This window comes from Streptantibioticus silvisoli, assembly GCF_027947535.2.
GTDB classification, from domain to species: domain Bacteria; phylum Actinomycetota; class Actinomycetes; order Streptomycetales; family Streptomycetaceae; genus Streptantibioticus_C; species Streptantibioticus_C silvisoli.
The window spans coordinates 1-20610 of the sequence record NZ_JAAGKO020000064.1 but is presented as its reverse complement, the minus strand read 5'-3'; the positions used below and the strand labels follow the sequence as shown (position 1 = coordinate 20610).

Annotated in this window: 14 protein-coding genes and 1 pseudogene; 12 read left to right on the top strand and 3 right to left on the bottom strand. The window is 74.1% G+C overall.

All coding sequences use genetic code 11. The features are described 5' to 3' along the window. The first annotated feature begins 92 nt into the window (after positions 1 to 92). Positions 93 to 968: a bifunctional DNA-formamidopyrimidine glycosylase/DNA-(apurinic or apyrimidinic site) lyase gene (gene mutM / locus POF43_RS29955; RefSeq protein WP_271323140.1), complete on the top strand. Its 876-nt coding sequence runs from the start codon at positions 93 to 95 to the stop codon at positions 966 to 968. Between the two features lie 19 nt (positions 969 to 987). On the opposite strand, the gene POF43_RS29950 is transcribed toward mutM, so the two are convergent. Further along, entirely contained in the window at positions 988 to 1836 is an 849-nt protein-coding gene (locus tag POF43_RS29950; RefSeq protein ID WP_271323139.1) for a CAP domain-containing protein, read from the bottom strand. A 399-nt stretch (positions 1837 to 2235) separates the two neighbouring features. Here POF43_RS29950 and POF43_RS29945 point away from each other — a divergent pair. The 5 genes and pseudogenes from POF43_RS29945 to ftsY all read left to right on the top strand — a co-directional run. Continuing rightward, a pseudogene (locus tag POF43_RS29945) lies at positions 2236 to 2505 on the top strand (acylphosphatase); the annotation flags it as partial. A gap of 400 nt (positions 2506 to 2905) precedes the next feature. Beyond that, the gene (locus POF43_RS29940; RefSeq protein ID WP_271316419.1) at positions 2906 to 3106 is read left to right on the top strand and encodes a hypothetical protein; all 201 of its coding nucleotides are present in this window, start codon (positions 2906 to 2908) and stop codon (positions 3104 to 3106) included. A 343-nt stretch (positions 3107 to 3449) separates the two neighbouring features. Next, positions 3450 to 7016: a chromosome segregation protein SMC gene (gene smc / locus POF43_RS29935; RefSeq protein ID WP_271323138.1), complete on the top strand. Its 3567-nt coding sequence runs from the start codon at positions 3450 to 3452 to the stop codon at positions 7014 to 7016. Positions 7017 to 7229: 213 nt separating this feature from the next. After that, positions 7230 to 8657, top strand: a complete 1428-nt coding sequence (locus POF43_RS29930) for a sugar porter family MFS transporter (protein ID WP_271323137.1) — start codon at positions 7230 to 7232, stop codon at positions 8655 to 8657. A gap of 58 nt (positions 8658 to 8715) precedes the next feature. Next, the gene (ftsY, locus tag POF43_RS29925) at positions 8716 to 9933 is read left to right on the top strand and encodes a signal recognition particle-docking protein FtsY (protein WP_271323136.1); all 1218 of its coding nucleotides are present in this window, start codon (positions 8716 to 8718) and stop codon (positions 9931 to 9933) included. A 225-nt stretch (positions 9934 to 10158) separates the two neighbouring features. Here the strand turns inward: ftsY and POF43_RS29920 are convergent, their stop codons facing one another. Further along, a complete protein-coding gene (locus tag POF43_RS29920) occupies positions 10159 to 10830 on the bottom strand; it encodes a bifunctional DNA primase/polymerase (protein ID WP_271325599.1) in 672 nt (223 codons plus the stop codon). A gap of 484 nt (positions 10831 to 11314) precedes the next feature. On the opposite strand from POF43_RS29920, the gene nsdA reads away from it, so the two are divergent. From nsdA to POF43_RS29890, 6 genes are all read left to right on the top strand, one after another. Then, entirely contained in the window at positions 11315 to 12799 is a 1485-nt protein-coding gene (nsdA, locus tag POF43_RS29915) for a transcriptional repressor NsdA (RefSeq protein WP_271318262.1), read from the top strand. A gap of 356 nt (positions 12800 to 13155) precedes the next feature. Beyond that, positions 13156 to 14499 carry an ammonium transporter gene (locus tag POF43_RS29910; RefSeq protein WP_271316282.1) on the top strand — a complete coding sequence of 448 codons (1344 nt, stop codon included), beginning with the start codon at positions 13156 to 13158 and terminating at the stop codon, positions 14497 to 14499. Next, the gene (locus POF43_RS29905) at positions 14496 to 14834 is read left to right on the top strand and encodes a P-II family nitrogen regulator (RefSeq protein ID WP_271316283.1); all 339 of its coding nucleotides are present in this window, start codon (positions 14496 to 14498) and stop codon (positions 14832 to 14834) included. Before POF43_RS29910 ends, POF43_RS29905 begins: the two co-directional genes overlap by 4 nt. A gap of 110 nt (positions 14835 to 14944) precedes the next feature. Next, positions 14945 to 17443 carry a [protein-PII] uridylyltransferase gene (locus tag POF43_RS29900; RefSeq protein WP_271324423.1) on the top strand — a complete coding sequence of 833 codons (2499 nt, stop codon included), beginning with the start codon at positions 14945 to 14947 and terminating at the stop codon, positions 17441 to 17443. Between the two features lie 93 nt (positions 17444 to 17536). After that, entirely contained in the window at positions 17537 to 19084 is a 1548-nt protein-coding gene (gene ffh, locus POF43_RS29895; RefSeq protein ID WP_271324424.1) for a signal recognition particle protein, read from the top strand. Between the two features lie 28 nt (positions 19085 to 19112). Then, positions 19113 to 19628 (top strand): GNAT family N-acetyltransferase, encoded by a 516-nt coding sequence (locus POF43_RS29890; protein WP_271316286.1) that lies wholly within the window; start codon positions 19113 to 19115, stop codon positions 19626 to 19628. A 169-nt stretch (positions 19629 to 19797) separates the two neighbouring features. Here the strand turns inward: POF43_RS29890 and POF43_RS29885 are convergent. Beyond that, on the bottom strand, positions 19798 to 20610 hold an 813-nt coding region (locus POF43_RS29885), incomplete at its 5' end, for a methyltransferase domain-containing protein (protein ID WP_372516156.1).

Here is a 20610-nt window from a genome sequence, read left to right as displayed (position 1 = left end):
GGAACCGGACCCGGAACGTTGCAGCACCACCCTTCCCGGGCCCGTCCCGCCCTCGTGGCGCGGCGGGCCCGCGATACTTCTCCGGAGTGTTGATGCCTGAGCTGCCCGAGGTCGAGGTCGTCCGGCGCGGACTGGAGCGCTGGGTCACCGGCCGCACCGTGCAGGAGGCCGAGGTCCGCCACCCGCGCGCGGTACGCCGCCACCTCCAGGGCCCCGGTGACTTCGCCGCCCGGCTGCGCGGGGTCGCGCTGGGGCCGGCGCGGCGGCGCGGCAAGTACCTGTGGCTGCCGCTGGGGGAGACCGGCACCTCGCTGCTGGGCCACCTCGGCATGAGCGGCCAGCTGCTGGTCCAGCCGCACGACGCGCCGGACGAGAAGCACCTGCGGATCCGGGTGCGGTTCGCCGACGACCTCGGCACCGAACTGCGCTTCGTCGACCAGCGCACCTTCGGCGGCCTGTCGGTGCACGAGCAGGTCGGCGGTGGTCCGGACGCCGCCGCCGGGCTGCCCGAGCCGCTGGCCCACATCGCCCCGGACCCGCTGGAGCCGGTCTTCGACGAGGACGCCTTCCACGCCGCGCTGGTCCGCCGGCGCACCACCGTCAAACGGGCCCTGCTCGACCAGTCGCTGATCAGCGGCGTCGGCAACATCTACGCCGACGAGTCGCTGTGGCGGGCCAAGCTGCACTACGAGCGGCCCACCGCCACCTTGACCCGGCCGCGCACCGCCGAACTCGTCGGCCACGTACGGGCGGTGATGACCGCGGCCCTCGACGTGGGCGGTACCAGTTTCGACAGCCTCTACGTCAACGTCAACGGCGAGTCCGGCTACTTCGACCGGTCGCTGGACGCCTACGGCCGCGAGGACGAGCCGTGCCGCCGCTGCGGCACCGCGATCCGCCGCCGGCCGTGGATGAACCGCTCCAGCTACTTCTGCCCGTCCTGCCAGCGGCCGCCGCGCGCGGCGTGACGGCGGCCGGTGCCGCCGGTCAGTAGCCGAAGTCCTGGGTCCACCAGGGACCGCCGGACTGCGAGCCGGTCGCGTAGTGCAGGCCGATGCCGATGGTGTGGTAATCGCAGTCGAGGATGTTGGCCCGGTGGCCGGGGCTGTTCATCCAGGCGGTCATCACGGCCCGGGCGTCCGCCTGGCCCTCGGCTATGTTCTCGCCGCCGAGGTTGGTGATGCCCAGCGCGGCGGCCCGGTTCCAGGGGGTCTGGCCGTCCGGGTCGGTGTGGTCGAAGAAACCGCGGGCGGCCATCTCGTCGCTGAAGTCCCCGGCCAGCTCGGCCAGTCGGGCGTTGGCGGTCAGTGGCCGGCAGCCTGCCTGGGCCCGCTGCTGGTTGACCAGCGTCAGCACCTGCGCGACCTGCGCGGCGGCGGCCCCGCCGGGCGGAGCCGCGGCCAGGGTGGCGGCCGTCGCGGTGTGCGCCGGTGTCGCGGCCGGGGTGGCGGTGGCGGCCGGGCGGTGGCTGACCGGCGTCGAGGGGCGTGCCGTGGTCCGGGTGGGCGAGGCGTGCGCGCTCGCGGTGCCGGCCGCCCCGCCCGGCGTACCGCTGCCGGTGGCGCCGGCACCGGTCGCTTCGCCGGTCAGCGGGGTCGGGGTGCCGTCGGCCCGGCTGAGGTTGCCGGACGAACCCGGGTCGCCGTGGACGTGGTCGGCGCCGGCCAGGCTGCCCGGGGTGGGCAGGAAACCGGTGACCACCGCGACCGCGCCGACCGCCATCGCGGCCGACGCGCCCAGCAGGCCGGTGCGGGCGACCGGACTGCGGCGCCGGGGCCGGCGGTGACCGGTCGCCGGTGCGGCGGCGCGGGGGGAGTTGCGTCCATGGCGCCCCATGCGTACGGCCTCGCTTCCCGGATCTCGTTCACCCGAATGAGTGAATGCGAGCTGGGGCGTGACACTACCGAACCCGGGCCGTGACGGAAGTGAGCCGGGCGACATTCGCCGGATAGCCTTCGCTGGGTGACCGACGCACTCCGAAGCGAACACCCGAACGATTCCGGCGACCCGGACGAAAGCCCCCGCCCGCCCTCGCGGACCCCGGCCGCCCCTTCCTCCCCGGGCGGAACCGCGGCCTCACCGGAGGCCGATTCCTTGGAGGGGATCGCGGCCTCACCGGCCGCCTCCTCCCCGGACGGCGCGCAGGTCCCCTCGGCCGCCGGAGCGCAGGCCCCCTCGGCCTCCGGAGCGGAAAACGCTTCCGCCGGAGCGCGTACCGCTTCCGCCGCGCCGCCCGTCCGGATGACCGCCTGGGTGCGCGGCCGGGTGCAGGGGGTGGGGTTCCGGTGGTGGACGCGGGCGACCGCGCTGGAGACCGGTGGGCTGACCGGCTACGCCTCCAACCTGGACGACGGCCGGGTCCAGGTCGTCGCCGAGGGTGCCCGGGAGCCGTGCGAGCGGCTGCTGGAGTGGCTGCGGCACGGTGACACGCCCGGCCGGGTCGACGGGGTCACCGAGATATGGGGGCCGGCCCGCGGCGGATACGACGGGTTTCTGATCCGATGACGGCCGCACGGAAGGCCATGTGCTGCGGTTTGCCGTGTTATGTCGCGAAAGGAGGACGAATACCACGGGTTACGGGCGTGTTGGACCGCGGATCGGGTGTTGCCATTTCCGCTCCGGCGTGCCAGGCTGCGGCAACAAGGATGATCTCCAAGCCCACGCGGGGTGCACTCCGCGGCTCCTCCGGGGCCGCGTTTCGAGGCGGCATGCCGGACGGTCGGGCTGTGATCGTGTTGACCGCCCTCCCATTTGGTGAGACTCTGGAACCCCCGGGCACCTCAACTGTTTGGCCGTGGCGACGACGGACGTGCACGATGGCGACGGCCCAGCAGCGGGTGCCGACAACCCTTCTGACGACCCATACCGGTTTCGGTGGGTCACTCAGCGTGGAGGATCATCCATCATGGCAAAGGCGCTTCTCGGTTACGTCGGCGGCACGGACCCGCGGATCCTCGCCGAGATGCGACGACTCCAGCAGCGTGTCCAGGACCTGGAATCCGAGCTCGTCCGGATGCAGGCCGAAAACGACATGCTTGCCTCGTCGCGTGAGGACTCGCTTCTCAGCAGCTTCGACGTACCCCAGGCGGAGCCCGCTCTCGCGTAATCCCGTTCTGGGACCTGATTCCGCTCCGCCCCGACCCGGTCCGGTGTTCCGCCGGACCTGATCGACGGTTGACCGGTATCCGGCATCCGCCACTGTGCACTGCGAGGGACGCTTCGGCGTCCCTTCGTCATGTCTCCGGTTTGTCCCCGGTGTGCCCTCGGTGCGCCCTCGGTGCGCCTCGCCGTCCGGAACCGCTCCGCGTCCGCCGCCAGCCGTACCCCCTCGGTCCCCGCCCTCGCGTCGCCGACGCCTTACCGTCTGATGTGCCCTGCCGCCTCCCCGGTGAAACCGCGCTCGAACTGTAGAGTCCGACTGCTCGCACCACAGCAGGAGGAGAGCCGGCATGCACCTGAAGAGCCTGACCCTGCGCGGCTTCAAGTCCTTCGCCTCCGCCACCACGTTGCGGTTCGAGCCCGGCATCACCTGCGTCGTGGGCCCGAACGGCTCCGGCAAGTCCAACGTGGTGGACGCGCTGACCTGGGTGATGGGCGAACACAGCGCCAAGTCCCTGCGCGGCGGCAAGATGGAGGACGTCATCTTCGCCGGCACCACCGGCCGCCCCCCGCTCGGCCGCGCCGAGGTCTCCCTCACCATCGACAACGCCGACGGCGCGCTGCCGATCGAGTACGCCGAAGTCACCATCACCCGCACGATGTTCCGCAACGGCGGCAGCGAATACCAGATCAACGGCGACACCTGCCGGCTGCTGGACATCCAGGAACTGCTGTCGGACTCCGGCATCGGCCGCGAGATGCACGTCATCGTCGGCCAGGGCCAGCTCGACTCCGTGCTGCACGCCGACCCGATGGGCCGCCGCGCCTTCATCGAGGAGGCGGCCGGCGTCCTGAAGCACCGCAAGCGCAAGGAGAAGGCGCTGCGCAAGCTGGACGCGATGCAGGCCAACCTCGCCCGGGTCGGCGACCTCACCTCCGAACTGCGCAGCCGCCTCAAGCCGTTGGGCCGGCAGGCCGCCGTCGCCCGCCGGGCCGCCGTCATCCAGGCCGACCTGCGCGACGCCCGCCTGCGGCTGCTCGCCGACGACCTGGTCACCCTGCACGACGCATTGCGCGCCGAGATCGCCGACGAGGCCGCGCTGAAGGAGCGCCGCGACACGGTCGAGGCCGAAGTCGCCGCCGCCGCCCGCCGCGAGGCCCGCCTGGAGGAGGAGACCCGGCGGCTGGCCCCCGCGGTCGACGCCGCCCAGCAGACCTGGTACGAGCTGTCCCAGCTGGCCGAACGGGTCCGCGGCACCATCGGCCTGGCCGAACAGCGCGTCCGGCACGCCACCGCCGAACAGCCCGAGGAACGCCGCGGCCGCGAACCGGAGGAGCTGGAACGCGAGGCGGCCCGGGTCCGCGAGCAGGAGGCTGAACTCACCGCCGCCCTGGAGGCCGCCGAGTTCGCGCTGGAGGACACCGTCGCGCACCGCGCCGACCTCGAACGCGCCCTGGCCGCCGAGGAGTCCCGGCTGCGCGCCGCCGCCCGGGCCATCGCCGACCGCCGCGAGGGACTCGCCCGGCTGCACGGCCAGGTCAACGCCGCCCGCAGCCGTGCCACCGCCGCCGAGGCCGAGATCGGCCGGCTGGCCACCGCCCAGCAGGAGGCCGCCGACCGCGCGGTCACCGCCCAGGAGGAGTACGAGGAACTCCAGGCCCGCGTCGACGCGCTCGACGCCGGCGACGCCGGACTCGAAGCCGCCCACGACCGGGCGCGGCGCGAACAGGCCGACGCCGAGGAGGAGTTGGGCACCGCCCGGGAGGCCGCCACCGCCGCGGAGCGCGAACGCGCCGCCCTCACCGCCCGCCGTGACGCGCTCGCGCTGGGCCTGCGCCGCAAGGACGGCACCGGCATACTGCTCGACGCCGCCGACCGGCTCACCGGCCTGCTCGGCCCGGCCGCCGAACTGCTCACCGTCCGCCCCGGCCACGAGGTCGCGGTCGCCGCCGCCCTGGGCGCCGCCGCCGACGCCGTCGCCGTCGACAGCCCGCCCGCCGCCGTCCGGGCGCTGCGCCTGCTGCGCGACGGTGACGGCGGCCGCGCCGCCCTGCTGATCGGCGGCGCCCCCGAGCCGGCGCCGGCCGCCGTATCGCCCGGCGGCACCGCGGCCGCCCGCCTGGTCACCGGCCCGGCCGCGCTGCTGCCCGCGGTGCGCGCGCTGCTGGCGTCGGTGGTGGTGGTCGCCGACCTGGCCGCCGCCGAGGAGCTGGTCGCCCGCCACCCCGGCGTCACCGCGGTCACCGCCGACGGCGACCTGCTGTCGGCCGGGTACGCCCACGGCGGCTCGGCCGGGGCGCCCAGCCTGCTGGAGGTGCGGGCCGCCGTCGACGAGGCGGCCGCCGGCCTGGAGACGCTGGCCGTGCGGTGCGCCGCCCTGGCGGCGGAACAGCACACCGCCAAGGACCGCAGGGCCGCCGCCGCCCGCGCGGTCGAACAGCTGGCGGCCCGGCGCCGCACCGCGGAGAAGGAACGATCCGCCGTCGGCCAGCAGCTCGGCCGGCTCGCCGGGCAGGCCCGCGGCGCCGCCGGTGAGGCCGAACGCGGCGCCGCCGCCGTCGCCCGGGCCCGCGAGGCGCTGGAGACCGCCCGCCAGGACCTCGCCGCGCTCAGCGAACGCCTGCACGAGGCCGAGGACGGCCCCGCCGACGAGGAACCCGACACCTCTGCCCGCGACCGGCTCGCCGCCGACGGCGCCAACGCCCGGCAGACCGAGATGGAGGCCCGGCTCCAGCTGCGCACCCACGAGGAACGCGTCAAGGCGCTGGCCGGCCGCGCCGACGCCCTCGACCGCGCCGCCCGGACCGAACGCGAGACCCGGGCCCGCGCCGAACACCGCCGCGCCCGGCTGGCGTACGAGGCCCGCACGGCCGGCGCGGTGCTGGGCGGCGCCCGCGGCCTGCTGGAGTACGTGACCGTCTCGCTGGCCCGCGCCGCACGCGAACGCGCCGCCGCCGAGGCCGCCAGGGCCGAGCGGGAGGCGGCGCTGACCGCCGAACGCGACGCCGCCCGCGGTCTGAAGGGCGAGCTCGACAAGCTCACCGACTTCGTGCACCGCGGCGAGGTGCTGGGCGCGGAGAAGCGGCTGCGCATCGAACAGCTGGAGGCCAGGGCGCTGGAGGAGCACGGCATGCCGGCCGCCGCCCTGGTCGCCGAGTACGGCCCCGGCCGGCTCGTCCCGGCCGGCCCGCCCGCCGAAGGCGAGACCCGCGAGGAGGAGCCGGCGCCGCGCCCCTACGTCCGCGCCGAGCAGGAGAAGCGGCTGCGGGCGGCGGAGCGGGCGTACCAGCAGCTCGGCAAGGTCAACCCGCTGGCGCTGGAGGAGTTCGCCGCGCTGGAGGAACGGCACAAGTTCCTCAACGAGCAGTTGGAGGACCTGCGCAAGACCCGGACCGACCTGCTCCAGGTCGTCAAGGAGGTCGACGAGCGGGTCGAACAGGTCTTCAGCGCCGCCTTCCACGACACCGCACGGCAGTTCGAAGGCGTCTTCTCCCGGCTCTTCCCCGGCGGGGAGGGGCGGCTGATCCTGACCGACCCCGACGACATGCTCACCACCGGTGTGGAGGTCGAGGCCCGCCCGCCGGGCAAGCGGGTCAAGCGGCTGTCCCTGCTGTCGGGCGGGGAGCGCTCGCTGACCGCGGTGGCCCTGCTGGTGTCGATCTTCAAGGCCCGCCCCAGCCCGTTCTACGTCATGGACGAGGTCGAGGCGGCGCTGGACGACACCAACCTCCAGCGGCTCATCGGGCTCATGCGCGAACTCCAGGAGTCCTCGCAGCTCATCGTGATCACCCATCAAAAGCGCACCATGGAGGTCGCCGACGCGCTCTACGGCGTGTCCATGCAGGGTGACGGGGTGTCGAAGGTGATCAGCCAGCGGCTGCGCGACAGCCGCCGCGAACCCGCCCGTGCGATGTGATCACCACCGGCCGCGGGCCCGGCATGTCCGCCCGGCGGGCGGGCACACGCACCGAATGGTCCAACGACATGAACACGTGAACCCCGTGTCCCGCCCGGGATCCGCCGCACCCCGGGGCCGTGGCCGAATGGTGGCGGCGCCCGGACCGACCGAGACTCAAGGGTCCAGGCCCCGTCCGCCCCAGGGCCCGGCGCCGCGCCCGAGGAGTTCACGTTGACCGACACCGCGCAGAACGTTCCGCACGGCACGCCACCGGCGCGGCCGGACCATCTCGTGCACGTCATCTTCATCACCGCGGCCGCCGCGATGGGCGGCTTCCTGTTCGGCTACGACAGCTCCGTCATCAACGGCGCGGTGGTCGGCATCAAGGGCCGCTTCGACCTGGGCAGCACCCTGCTGGCCCAGGTGGTGGCCGCGGCGCTGCTCGGCTGCGCGGTCGGCGCCGCCACCGCGGGCCGGCTCGCGGACAAGATCGGCCGCATCCGGGTCATGCAGATCGCCGCGACCATGTTCACCGTCAGCGCGATCGGCTCCGCGCTGCCCACCGCGGTGTGGGAACTGACCCTGTGGCGGGTCATCGGCGGCTTCGCCATCGGCATGGCCTCGGTCATCGGCCCGGCCTACATCGCCGAGGTCTCCCCGCCCGCCTACCGCGGCCGGCTCGCCTCCTTCCAGCAGGCGGCGATCGTGGTCGGCATCGCCATCTCCCAGCTGGTCAACTACGGCATCCTGCAATGGGCCAACGGCAACCAGCGCGGCAAGCTCGGCGGCCTGGAGGCCTGGCAGTGGATGCTCGGCGTGATGGTCGTGCCCTCGATCATCTACGGGCTGCTGTCGCTGGTCATCCCCGAGTCGCCGCGCTACCTGCTGGAGGCCGGCAAGGACGAGGCGGCCCGCAAGGTACTGGCCGAGGTCGAGGACGACGACGTCGACCTCGACGAGCGGGTCGCCGAGATCCGCCACGCGATGCGCCGGGAGCACAAGCCCACCTTCAAGGACCTGCTGGGCGGGCGCGGGCTGTTCCTGCCGATCGTCTGGATCGGCATCGGCCTGTCGATGTTCCAGCAGCTCGTCGGCATCAACGTGATCTTCTACTACTCCTCGTCGCTGTGGCAGTCGGTCGGCATCGACCCCACCAGCTCGTTCCTGTACTCCTTCACCACCTCGATCGTGAACGTCATCGGCACCGTCATCGCGATGATCTTCGTCGACCGCTTCGGCCGCCGCCCGCTGCTGCTGATCGGCTCGGTCGGCATGATGCTGTCGCTGGCCACCGCCGCCTGGGCGTTCTCCTACAAGACCGGCACCGGCACGCACATCAGCCTGCCCAGCGGCCAGGGCACCACGGCCCTGATCGCCGCGCACACCTTCGTGCTGTTCTTCGCCCTGTCGTGGGGTGTCGTGGTGTGGGTGCTGCTGGGCGAGATGTTCCCCAACCGCATCCGGGCCGCCGCCCTCGGCGTCGGCGCCGCCGCGCAGTGGATCGCCAACTGGCTCATCACCGTGACGTTCCCGACGCTGTCGGACTGGGACCTGTCGGGCGCGTACATCATCTACGCGTGCTTCGCGCTGCTGTCGATCCCGTTCGTGGCGTTCCTGGTCCGCGAGACGAAGGGCAAGAAGCTGGAGGACATGGGCTGACAACGGCGGTCGGGCTTCCTCGACCGCCGCGCGGGACGTGGCCGATACTGGGGGCGTTATGGAAACCGTCATCCTTGCTGTAGTCATCGCCCTGGTCGTGGTCGGCGCGATCAGCGGACTCGTGGTCGGCGGCCTGCGCCGCCGCCGGGCGCAGCCGCCGACGCCCACCGATCGCGCGGGCAGCGCCCCGCCGGCCGAGCCGCAGGTCGGCGAGGACGCCGAGGCCCCCCGCGATCCCGAACGCCGCACCGTCGAGGAGGTCGGCCTCCCCGAGGCCCCGGTGGCCACCGCGCCGCCGGGGGAGGCCGACGAGGCCGCGGCCGCCGCGCTCGCCCCGCCGCTGGAGACCCCGGAACCGGCGGCCGGCCGGATGGTGCGGCTGCGCTCGCGGCTGTCGCGTTCGCAGAACACCCTGGGCAAGGGCCTGCTGACGCTGCTGTCGCGCGAGCACCTCGACGAGGACACCTGGGAGGAGATCGAGGAGACCCTGCTGACCGCGGACGTCGGGGTGGCCCCGACCCAGGAGCTCGTCGAACGGCTGCGGGCCCGGGTCCGGGTGCTGGGCACCCGCACCCCGGCCGAACTGCGGGCCCTGCTGCGCGAGGAACTGCTGACCCTGATCGGCACCGACCTCGACCGCACCCTGCACACCGAGAGCCCGCTGGACCAGCCGGCCGTGCTGATGGTCGTCGGGGTCAACGGCACCGGCAAGACCACCACCACCGGCAAGATCGCCCGCGTGCTGGTGGCCGACGGGCGCAGCGTGGTGCTCGGCGCCGCCGACACCTTCCGGGCGGCCGCCGCCGACCAGCTGCAGACCTGGGGCGAGCGGGTCGGCGCCCGCACCGTGCGCGGCCCGGAGGCCGGCGACCCGGCGTCGGTGGCGTTCGACGCGGTCAAGGAGGGCATCGCGGAGGGCGCCGACGTGGTGCTCATCGACACCGCGGGCCGGCTGCACACCAAGACCGGCCTGATGGACGAGCTCGGCAAGGTCAAGCGGGTGGTGGAAAAGCACGGCCCGCTCGACGAGGTCATCCTGGTGCTGGACGCCACCACCGGCCAGAACGGCCTGGTCCAGGCCCGGGTCTTCGCCGAGGTCGTCGACATCACCGGCATCGCGCTGACCAAGCTGGACGGCACCGCCAAGGGCGGCATCGTGGTGGCGGTGCAACGGGAACTGGGCGTGCCGGTGAAGCTGATCGGCCTGGGCGAGGGACCGGACGACCTGGCGCCGTTCGAGCCGGAGGCGTTCGTCGACGCGCTGATCGGCGACTGAGGCACCGCAAGCCGTTACCGCGTGAGGGGCGCCCGTGTCCACGGGCGCCCCTCACGCGTTCCGGACCCCTCACGCGTTCCGCGACCGCTGCGTCAGCCGCGCCTGCCGTCGCCGTGCACCCGCCGCACCTGCGACGGCTGGCCCCCGCCGACGGCGCGCACCCCGCCGGCCCGCCGCCCCCGCCGGCGCAGCGCACGCACCCCCGCACGGACCCGCCGACCGGGGTCAGGAGCGGACCAGGGACCCGTGCCGGTGGCAGACGTAGGCCAGCGTGCCGAGCAGCAGCCGGGCCTCGGGGGGTTGCCGGTCCGGGGACGGCGGGCGCAGCCAGCGCACCGGGCCCAGCGCGCCGAGATCGGACGGCGGCGCGGTGACGTGGTCGCCGCGGCCCAGGCACCGCAGGTCCAGCCCGGCGTCGTCCCACCCCATGCGGTACAGCAGCCGGGGCAGTTCCGCGGCGGCGCCCGGCGCGACGAAGAACAGCGCGCGGCCGTCCGGGGTGGCCAGCACCGGCCCCAGCCGCAACCCCATGCGTTCCAGCCGCACCAGCGCCCGGCAGCCGACCTGCTCCGCCACGTCCAGCACGTCGAAGCCGCGCCCGGCCGCCAGCAGCACCGACGCGTCCGGCGTCAGCCCCCAGGCCTCGGCCACCTCCTCGCGCCGGGTGCCGGCCGGAATCCGCGGCGCGTACCCCAGCGGATGGGCGCCGGGCGCCGCGCAGCACGGGTCGCCGCAGTCGCAGGCACCGTCGCGCCGCACCCGCGCGCCGGGCGTCACCGTCCAGCCGTGCAGGCCGGTGTACTCCGCGACCAGGGAGCAGATCGAGCCCCGCACGCGGCGGCGTGCTCCGGGGGCGCCGGCGCGCATCCCCCGCAGACTGCCGATCGTGAAGACCATGTCACCTCCAACACTCAGCGACCGGATTGGTTACGCCCGCCCGGTCGGCACAGGGTGGACACGAGCCGGAACGCGCACTCCGTACCTGCCTCACTCCGCCTCGCCGTGTGGTTCCTTCGTCAAGTCAAGCGCGCGGCACCAGCACGAAGTTCATTCGAAGGGGTGGCGAATGGTGGCGTTTGCGCAGGCACCCTGGCTCGAACCGTGATCGTAGGATTACTTTCGGTTCACGGCCCACGAGGGAACGCCCGACCGGCGGTGGTCCATTCATGATCGGCGACACAATCGGGATGGGGGCGTTCCGGTGGGCGGCAACGGCACTCACGGTGCGGACGCGGACGGCGGCGGCTTCGACAGCGGCTTCGGCGGCGACGGCTTCGGCGACGGCTTCGGCGGCGACGGCTTCGGGGGTGGCTTCGACAGTGGCGCCGACAGTGGCGCCGGGGGTGGTTTCGGCGGTGGCGTATCCCAGCCGCGGGACCGGATCGACGACGGGCCCGGGTGCGGACCGGGGGACAAGCAGCCCAACGAGCGGCTCAACTCCTGGTTCGCCCGCAGCGGCTGGTCCAAGGGCGAGGTGGCCCGGCAGGTCAACCGGCGGGCCCGGCAGATCGGCGCCACCCACGTCAGCACCGACACCTCCCGGGTGCGGCGCTGGCTCGACGGTGAGCAGCCGCGCGAGCCGATCCCGCGCATCCTGTCGGAACTGTTCTCCGAACGCCTCGGCCAGGTCGTCGCCGCCGAGGACCTCGGACTGCGCTCCGCCCACCAGCCGCCCGCCACCTCCGGCGTCGACCTGCCGTGGGCCGCGCCGCAGACCGTGCAGCTGCTCAGCGAGTTCTCCCGCAGCGACCTGATGCTGGGCCGCCGCGGCTTCCTCGGCGCCTCACTCATGCTGTCGGCCGGCCCCGCGCTGGTCGAGCCGATGCAGCGCTGGCTGGTGTCCACCCCCGGCGGGCCGGCCCCGGTGCCCGCCGCCCGCGCGCCGCGCTCCGCCCACCCCACCCGGCTGTCCGGCCCGGAGCTGGAGCAGCTGGAGGCCACCACCGTCATGTTCCGCACCTGGGACGCCCAGTGCGGCGGCGGCCTGCGCCGCAAGGCGGTCGTCGGCCAGCTGCACGAGGTCACCGACCTGCTCCAGGAGCCGCACCCGCGCGCCACCGCCCAACGGCTGTTCCGGGTCACCGCCGAACTCGCCGAGCTGGCCGGCTGGATGAGCTACGACGTCGGCCTGCAACCCACCGCGCAGAAGTACTTCGTGCTGGCCCTGCACGCCGCCAAGGAGGCCGGCGACCGGCCGCTCGGCGCGTACGTGCTGGCCAACATGAGCCGCCAGATGATCCACCTCGGCCGCCCCGCCGACGCCCTGGAACTCATCCACCTCGGCCAGTACGGCAGCCGCGACACCGCCACCGCCACCACCGCGTCCATGCTCCACGCCATGGAGGCGCGCGCCTACGCCAGCTTGGGCAACGTGCAGAAGTGCCACCGCGCGGTACGGATGGCCGAGGACGCCTTCACCGACCGGCAGGCCGCCGAGGACCCCGACTGGATCCGGTTCTTCTCCGAGGCCGAACTGAACGCGGAGAACGCCCACTCCTACCGCGACCTGGCCTACGTGGCCGGCCGCAGCCCCACCTACGCCTCGCTGGCCCGGCCGGTGATGACCCGGGCGGTCGAGCTGTTCGCCGACGACGCCGAGCACCAGCGCTCCTACGCGCTCAACCTCATCGGGCTGGCCACCGTCCACCTGCTGGAGAAGGACCCCGGGCAGGCCGCCGAACTCACCCACCGGGCCATGGACGTCGCCCGCAAGGTCCGCTCCGAACGGGTCAACACCCGCATCCGGCGCACCACCTGCACCGCCGTGCGCGACTACGGCCGGGTCGCCGAGGTGCACGCGCTGCGCGACCGGCTGCGCGCCGAACTGCCCGACGACACCGAGGCCCTCGACCAGCGCGCCGTCTGACCGGACCCACCCTCCCCCCACCCCGCGCGCCGGCCGCCGCGGACGTCCACGACAAACCGATGAGGCTCCCCCGCCCAAGGTCGCAGGGCGTTCGCGGCGGCCGGTCCCCGTCCGGCCGCCGCCCGCGCGTATACGGCAGCGCGCCGGCCCGTTCCCCCGCGTATACGAAACCCGGCGCGGCCACCCGGTCCGGAGTGCCGACGTTCATCCGGGCGTAACACGCGTGTCCTGTTCGTCACATCTGCGAAACACCGATCTGCGGCGATCGAAACCCGCGGGGGGAACTCTCATGGGCATAACCCCCGGCCCACACGCATCCCCCCTCGTACGGGCCGCCCGACGACGAGGAGACGCCGATGCCGACTGGCATCATGACGACGCTTGCCGCCGACAAGCCCGTCCTGGACACGGGCCACACCGCCTTCATGCTGATCAGCGCCGCGCTGGTGCTGGTGATGACCCCCGGACTCGCCTTCTTCTACGGCGGCATGGTCCGGGTCAAGAGCGTGCTGAACATGCTCATGATGAGCTTCATCAGCATCGCCGTCATCACCATCCTGTGGACGCTCTACGGATTCTCCGAAGCCTTCGGCACCGACCACGGCGGCGTCATCGGCGGCACCGACTGGCTCGGCATGCGGCACATCGGAATCGCCGAACTGTGGCCCGGGTACGGCATCCCGATCTACGTCTTCGCCGCCTTCCAGCTGATGTTCGCCATCATCACCCCGGCCCTCATCAGCGGCGCCCTCGCCGACCGGGTCAAGATCACCGCCTGGACCCTCTACATCGCGCTGTGGGCCACCCTGGTCTACTTCCCGGTCGCCCACTGGGTCTGGGGCTCCGGCGGCTGGCTGTACAAGTTCGGCGTCATCGACTTCGCCGGCGGGACCGCGGTCCACATCAACGCCGGCGCCGCCGCCCTCGGCGCGATCCTGGTCATCCGCAAGCGCGTCGGCTTCAACAAGGACCCGATGCGCCCGCACAACCTGCCCCTGGTGATGCTCGGCGCCGGCCTGCTGTGGTTCGGCTGGTTCGGCTTCAACGCCGGCTCCTGGCTCGGCGCGGACGGCGTGGCCGGCGCGGCGTTCACCAACACCCAGGTCGCCACCGCCGCCGCCATGCTCGGCTGGCTCGGCTACGAAAAGCTGCGGCACGGCTCGTTCACCACCCTCGGCGCCGCCTCCGGCGCGGTCTCCGGCCTGGTCGCCATCACCCCGGCCTGCGGCTCGGTCTCCCCGCTCGGCGCGATCCTGCTCGGCATCGTCACCGGCGTCATCTGCGCCTGGGCCGTCGGGATGAAGTTCAAGCTCGGCTTCGACGACTCCCTCGACGTGGTCGGCGTCCACATGGTCGGCGGCATCGTCGGCTCGCTGTCCATCGGCTTCCTGGCCACCGGCGGCGTCGGCCAGACCGCCAAGGGCCTGTTCTACGGCGGCGGCTGGGACCAGCTGGGCAAGCAGTGCGTCGGTGTCGCCGCCGTGCTGGTGTACTCCCTGGTGGTCTCCGGCCTCCTTGCCAAGGGCATCGACATGGTGATGGGCTTCACCGTCACCGAAGAGGTCGAGGTCTCCGGCATCGACTCCGCGGAACACGCCGAGACCGGTTACGACTTCGCCGGCATCGGCTCGGCCGTGCGCAGCGCCCTCGCCTCCGTCGACACCAACACCGCCGACAAGTCCCCGAAGGTGGACGCATGAAGCTCATCACCGCGGTCATCAAGCCGCACCGGCTCGACGAGGTCAAGGAGGCGCTGCGCGAGTTCGGCGTCCACGGCCTGACCGTCACCGAGGCCAGCGGCTACGGACGGCAGCGCGGGCACACCGAGGTCTACCGGGGCGCGGAGTACACCGTCGACCTGGTGCCGAAGATCCGCATAGAGGTCCTGGTGGAGGACACCGACGCCGAACAGCTCGTCGACGTCGTCGTCAAGGCCGCCCGCACCGGCAAGATCGGTGACGGCAAGGTCTGGAGCGTCCCCGTCGAGACCGCCGTGCGGGTCCGCACCGGTGAACGCGGCCCCGACGCCCTCTGACCGGCGCCGACCCCGCAGCACGACCCGGACCGCCGCCCGCACCGGGCGGCGGTCCGGCCGCAGCAGCACCGCAGCACACCGCGCCGCCCGGCGCCCGAGGGGAGACCCGGATGACCGACCGTGCCGACCGCAACAGCCACCGCACCCACGGCGGTCCCACGGACGGCACGTCCGGCACCGACTCCGCGACCCCACGCACCCCCGACGGCGGCTACGCCGCGGCCCGGCTGGCCCTGCTCGGCCAGGACACCCGCCCCGGCCCCGACCGCCGCCGCGAACTCGCCGCCCTCACCGACAGCTGGCTCGCCCGGCTGTTCGCCCCCGCACCGCCCGGCACCTGCCTGGTCGCCGTCGGCGGCTACGGACGCGGCGAACTGTCCCCGCGCAGCGACCTCGACCTCGTCCTGCTGCACGACGGCAGCCACTCCGCCGCCGACATCGCCGCCCTCGCCGACCACCTGTGGTACCCGGTGTGGGACCTCGGCCTCGAACTCGACCACTCGGTCCGCACCCCCGCCGAGGCCCGCAGGACCGCCGCCGACGACCTCAAGGCCCAGCTCGGCCTGCTCGACATCCGCCACCTGGCCGGCGACCGGGCGCTCACCGCCTCGCTGCGCACCGCCGTCCTCACCGACTGGCGCGCCGCCGCCCCGCGCCGGCTGCCCGAACTGCACGAACTCGCCCAGGAACGCGCCGCCCGCCAGGGCGAACTCGCCCACCTGCTCGAACCCGACCTCAAGGAGGCGCACGGCGGCCTGCGCGACGCCACCGTGCTGCGCGCCGTCGCCGCCTCCTGGCTCGCCGACGCCCCCCGCGACGGCCTCGACCAGGCCCGCACCCGGCTGCTCGACGCCCGCGACGCCCTGCACCTGGTCACCGGCCGCGCCACCGACCGCCTCTCCCTGCAGGAACAGGACCAGGTCGCCGCCCGCCTCGGCCTGCTCGACGCCGACACCCTGCTGCGGCACGTCTACGAGGCCGCCCGCACCGTCGCCTACGCCACCGACGTCACCTGGCGTGCCGTCGAACGCGTCCTGCGCTCGCGCACCGCCAAGCCCCGCATCCGCACCCTGCTGGGCCGCGGCCGCTCCGCACCCGACACCGCGACACGCACCCCGCTGGCCGACGGCGTCGTCGAGCAGGACGGCGAGGCGGTACTCGCCCGCACCGCCCGCGTCGACCGCGACCCGGTCCTGCCGCTGCGCGCCGCGGCCGCCGCCGCCCAGGCCGGCCTGCCGCTGTCGCCGCTCACCGTCCGCGCCCTCGCCGCCGGCGCCCCGCCGCTGCCGGTGCCGTGGCCCGCCGAGGCCCGCGAACAGCTCGTCACCCTGCTCGGCGCCGGGCCGGCCGCCGTACCGGTGTGGGAGGCGCTGGAGTCCGAGGGCCTGATCACCCGGCTGCTGCCCGACTGGGAACGCGTCAGGTTCCGCCCGCAGCGCAACGCCGTCCACCGCTGGACCGTCGACCGCCACCTGGTGGAGACCGCGGTGCGCGCCTGCGACCTGACCCGCGACGTGGAACGCCCCGACCTGCTGCTGATCGCCGCCCTGCTGCACGACATCGGCAAGGGCTGGCCCGGCGACCACTCCACCGCCGGCGAGGTCATCGCCCGCGACGCCGCCCACCGCCTCGGCTTCGGCCGCGCCGACGCCGACACCCTCGCGGTGCTGGTCCGCCACCACCTGCTGCTCATCGAGACCGCCACCCGGCGCGACCTGGACGACCCGGCCACCGTCGAGACCGTCGCCGCCGCCGTCACCTCCCGCCCGGCGCTGGAACTGCTGCACGCGCTGACCGAGGCCGACGCGCTGGCCACCGGCCCGGCCGCCTGGAGCACCTGGCGCGCCTCGCTCGTCGCCGACCTGGTGCGCCGGGTGGACGCCGTACTGGCCGGCGGCACCGTGCCCGTCGCCGCCTCCCCGCTGCCCAGCGCCGAGCAGGAACGCCTGGCCGTCGAGGCCGCCCGCACCGGCCACCTCTGCCTCGCGCTGCACGCCGAGACCGAACCGCCCGCCGACGGCACCGAACCCGGCGACGGCACCGAACCGGTCGGCGTGCGGCTGCTGCTCGCGGTGCCGGACCGCCCGGGGCTGCTGCCCGCCGCGGCCGGCGTGCTGGCCCTGCACCGGCTGACCGTGCGCACCGCCGACCTCAGCCGGGTCGACCCGATCGGCGCCGGACCGGTGACGCTGCTGAGCTGGCGGGTGGCCGCCGAGTACGGCTCGCTGCCGGAGGCCGCCCGGCTGCGCGCCGACTTCACCCGCGCCTTCGACGGCTCGCTGGACATCGGGTCCCGGCTCGCGGAACGGGAGGCCGCCTACCCGCGGCGCCGCGGCGTGCCCGCCCCGCCGCCCCGCGTCACCGTCGCCTCCGGCACCTCCGAGCTGGCCACCGTCATCGAGGTCCGCGCCCACGACGCCCCCGGCCTGCTGCACCGGGTCGGCCGCGCGCTGGAGGACACCCCCGGCGTCTCGGTCCGCGCCGCGCGCATCAGCACGCTGGGCGCCGACGTCGTCGACGCCTTCTACCTCGTCGGCCCCGACGGCTCCCCGCTGCCGGGCGACCGGGCCCGCGAGGTGGCGAAGGCGGTGGAGAAGGCCCTGGGGTGAGCCGATGGGCCCCGGGGTGGAGACCGTACGGGTACGGTCCGGATACCCTGGAGGACGATCCCCCGCCCCCGACCCCGAGGACCGACGAGCGCCGTGTTCGATACCCTCTCCGACCGCCTGGCAGCGACGTTCAAGAACCTCCGGGGCAAAGGCCGCCTCAGCGAGGCGGACATCGACGCCACCGCGCGCGAGATCCGCATCGCCCTGCTGGAGGCGGACGTCGCGCTTCCCGCGGTCCGGGCGTTCATCGGCCGGGTCAAGGAGCGCTCGCTCGGCGTCGAGGTCTCCCGGGCGCTGAACCCCTCCCAGCAGGTCATCAAGATCGTCAACGAGGAACTGGTCGGCATCCTCGGCGGTGAGACCCGCCGGCTGCGCTTCGCCAAGACCGCGCCGACCGTCATCATGCTCGCCGGCCTCCAGGGCGCCGGTAAGACCACGCTGGCCGGAAAGCTCGGCGCCTGGCTGAAGACCCAGGGCCACGCGCCGCTGCTGGTGGCCTGCGACCTCCAGCGGCCGAACGCGGTCAACCAGCTGAGCGTCGTCGCCGAGCGGGCCGGCGTCGCGGTCTACGCCCCGGAGCCGGGCAACGGCGTCGGCGACCCGGTGAAGGTCGCCGAGGACTCGATCGGCTACGCCAGGACCAAGCAGTTCGACGTGGTCGTCGTCGACACCGCCGGCCGGCTGGGCATCGACGAGGAGCTGATGCGGCAGGCCGCCGACATCCGCGACGCGGTCCACCCCGACGAGATCCTCTTCGTCGTCGACGCCATGATCGGCCAGGACGCGGTCAACACCGCGCAGGCCTTCCTCGACGGCGTGGGCTTCGACGGCGTCGTGCTGTCCAAGCTCGACGGCGACGCGCGCGGCGGTGCCGCCCTGTCGGTGGCCCACGTCACCGGCAAGCAGATCATCTTCGCCTCCAACGGCGAGAAGCTGGACGACTTCGACGCGTTCCACCCGGACCGCATGGCGTCCCGCATCCTCGGCATGGGCGACGTCCTGAGCCTGATCGAGAAGGCCGAACAGACCTTCAGCCAGGCCGAGGCCGAGAAGATGGCCGCCAAGCTGGCCAAGGGCCCCAAGGAGTTCACCCTCGACGACTTCCTCCAGCAGATGGAGCAGGTCCGCAAGATGGGCTCGCTGTCGAAGCTGCTGGGCATGCTGCCGGGCATGGGCCAGATCAAGGACCAGATCAACAACCTCGACGAGCGCGACGTGGACCGCACCGCCGCCATCATCAAGTCGATGACCCCCGGCGAGCGCCAGGACCCCACCATCATCAACGGCTCGCGCCGCGCCCGTATCGCCAAGGGCTCCGGCGTCGAGGTCGGCGCGGTCAAGAACCTGGTCGAGCGGTTCTTCGAGGCCCGCAAGATGATGTCGCGGATGGCCCAGGGCGGCGGCATGCCGGGGATGCCGGGGATGCCGGGCATGGGCGGCGGCGGCGCCAAGAAGAAGAAGCAGATCAAGCAGGGCAAGGGCAAGCAGCGCTCCGGCAACCCGATGAAGCGCAAGCAGGAGGAGGCCGCCGCGGCCGCCCGCCGCGAGCAGGCCGCCCAGGGCGGCGCGTTCGGCGTCCCCGGTGCCGACGAGGCCGGGCAGTTCGAACTGCCCGACGAGTTCAAGAAGTTCATGGGCTGACCGGGCGGCCCCGGCGACCGGCGAGACCATGACCGTACACATCCGGCCACCGCGCGAGAGCGACACCGTGCCCTATTCCGAGGCCGTGGTGCGGTCGGCCGAACACATCGGGGAGTGGAACCCCGTCGAACCCGACGGGCTCCACGACCTGATGCGCCGCCAGGGCCCCGGCCTGCGCACCTACCTCGTCATCGACGACGACAGCGGCGGCATCGTCGGCAAGTGCAACGTCTCCGGCATCTCCCGCGCCCGGTTCGGCAACGGGGTGCTCGGCTACGACTCCTACCTGCCGTTCGCCGGCACCGGCCGGATGACCCTCGGCATGCGGCAGGTCGTCACCCGCTGCTTCGCGCCCTTCCCCGACGGCCTGGCGCTGCACCGGCTGGAGATCAACGTCCAGCCGGGCAACGCCCGCTCCATCGCCCTCGCCCGCCGCCTCGGCTTCCGCCACGAGGGCTTCTCGCCGCGGATGCTCTACCTCAACGACGCCTGGCGCGACCACGAGCGCTTCGCGCTGACCGCCGAGGAGTGGCCGCTCCCTTGACGGTCCGCCGGTGACGGGCCGGCGCGAACGGGCCGGCGCGAGGTGAGGTCCGTGCGGCGGGGGTTCGTGCGGGCTTACGTCCGGCCGTGCTCGGGCCCGTGCGTACCCAGGTCCGTCCGTGCTCAGTCGGTCCGTGCCGGGGTCGGTCCCCGCCCGGGTCGGTCCCCGCTCACGTCCGTGCGATCAGGTAGCGGAAGACGTTGTCCATCCGGACCGAGCCGTCCGGGCGGCGGAACGGGTGCAGCGCCTCGGTGAGGTCCTTGGCGACCACGTCGGGATCGGCGGGGCCGTCCGGCGCGTCCGGCAGACCGGTGGAGACCAGGCCGCGCACCGCGCTGTCCATGTCCGGGTAGGCGAACGGGCAGGCCACCCGCCCCGAGCCGTCCGGCCGCAGCCCGGCCCGGCGGGCCAGTTCCTCCAGCCCGTCGCGCCCGGCGGCCGGCGACACGGTGGCCGACGGCGCCGCCGTCCGCAGCACCCGGGTGGTCGCGCACCGCTCCGGCGGTCCCCAGCCGGCCAGTATCACCGGGCTGCCCGGCTCGGCCAGCGCGGCCGCCGCGCCCAGCACGTCGGCGCCGGCCGGCCCGAAGACCGTCACCGTGTTGAACGGCGCCGCACCCCGCCCGGTGCCGCCGACCGCCTCCGGCCCGCCGCGCACCAGCCGCGCCGGTGCGGGACGGGGCCGGGCGGGCCGGGTGCGGGGACCGGGCAGCAGGCGTTCGCGGGCCAGCGCCAGCCGCCGTTCGTCCGGCTCGACCCCGGTGACGTCGGCGCCGCGGGCGGCGGCCATCAGCAGCGCCAGCCCCGAACCGCAGCCGACGCCCAGCAGCCGGGTGCCGGTGCCGATCTCCAGCCGGGCGTAGACCGCCTCGTACAGCGGGACGAGCATGCGTTCCTGGATCTCCGCCCAGTCGCGCGCGGTGCCGGCGCCCGCGGTGCGCGGGGTGCGGCCCGCCGTCCTCGCCGCCGCCGACGCCGGATA

What these genes read in the sequence shown, in the direction of transcription:
- mutM (WP_271323140.1), top strand. Translation starts at nt 93, where the DNA reads ATGCCTGAGCTGCCCGAGGTCGAGGTCGTCCGGCGCGGACTGGAGCGC.
- POF43_RS29950 (WP_271323139.1), bottom strand. Translation starts at nt 1,836, where the DNA reads ATGGGGCGCCATGGACGCAACTCCCCCCGCGCCGCCGCACCGGCGACC.
- POF43_RS29940 (WP_271316419.1), top strand. Translation starts at nt 2,906, where the DNA reads ATGGCAAAGGCGCTTCTCGGTTACGTCGGCGGCACGGACCCGCGGATC.
- smc (WP_271323138.1), top strand. Translation starts at nt 3,450, where the DNA reads ATGCACCTGAAGAGCCTGACCCTGCGCGGCTTCAAGTCCTTCGCCTCC.
- ftsY (WP_271323136.1), top strand. Translation starts at nt 8,716, where the DNA reads ATGGAAACCGTCATCCTTGCTGTAGTCATCGCCCTGGTCGTGGTCGGC.
- POF43_RS29920 (WP_271325599.1), bottom strand. Translation starts at nt 10,830, where the DNA reads ATGGTCTTCACGATCGGCAGTCTGCGGGGGATGCGCGCCGGCGCCCCC.
- POF43_RS29910 (WP_271316282.1), top strand. Translation starts at nt 13,156, where the DNA reads ATGCCGACTGGCATCATGACGACGCTTGCCGCCGACAAGCCCGTCCTG.
- POF43_RS29905 (WP_271316283.1), top strand. Translation starts at nt 14,496, where the DNA reads ATGAAGCTCATCACCGCGGTCATCAAGCCGCACCGGCTCGACGAGGTC.
- POF43_RS29900 (WP_271324423.1), top strand. Translation starts at nt 14,945, where the DNA reads ATGACCGACCGTGCCGACCGCAACAGCCACCGCACCCACGGCGGTCCC.
- POF43_RS29890 (WP_271316286.1), top strand. Translation starts at nt 19,113, where the DNA reads ATGACCGTACACATCCGGCCACCGCGCGAGAGCGACACCGTGCCCTAT.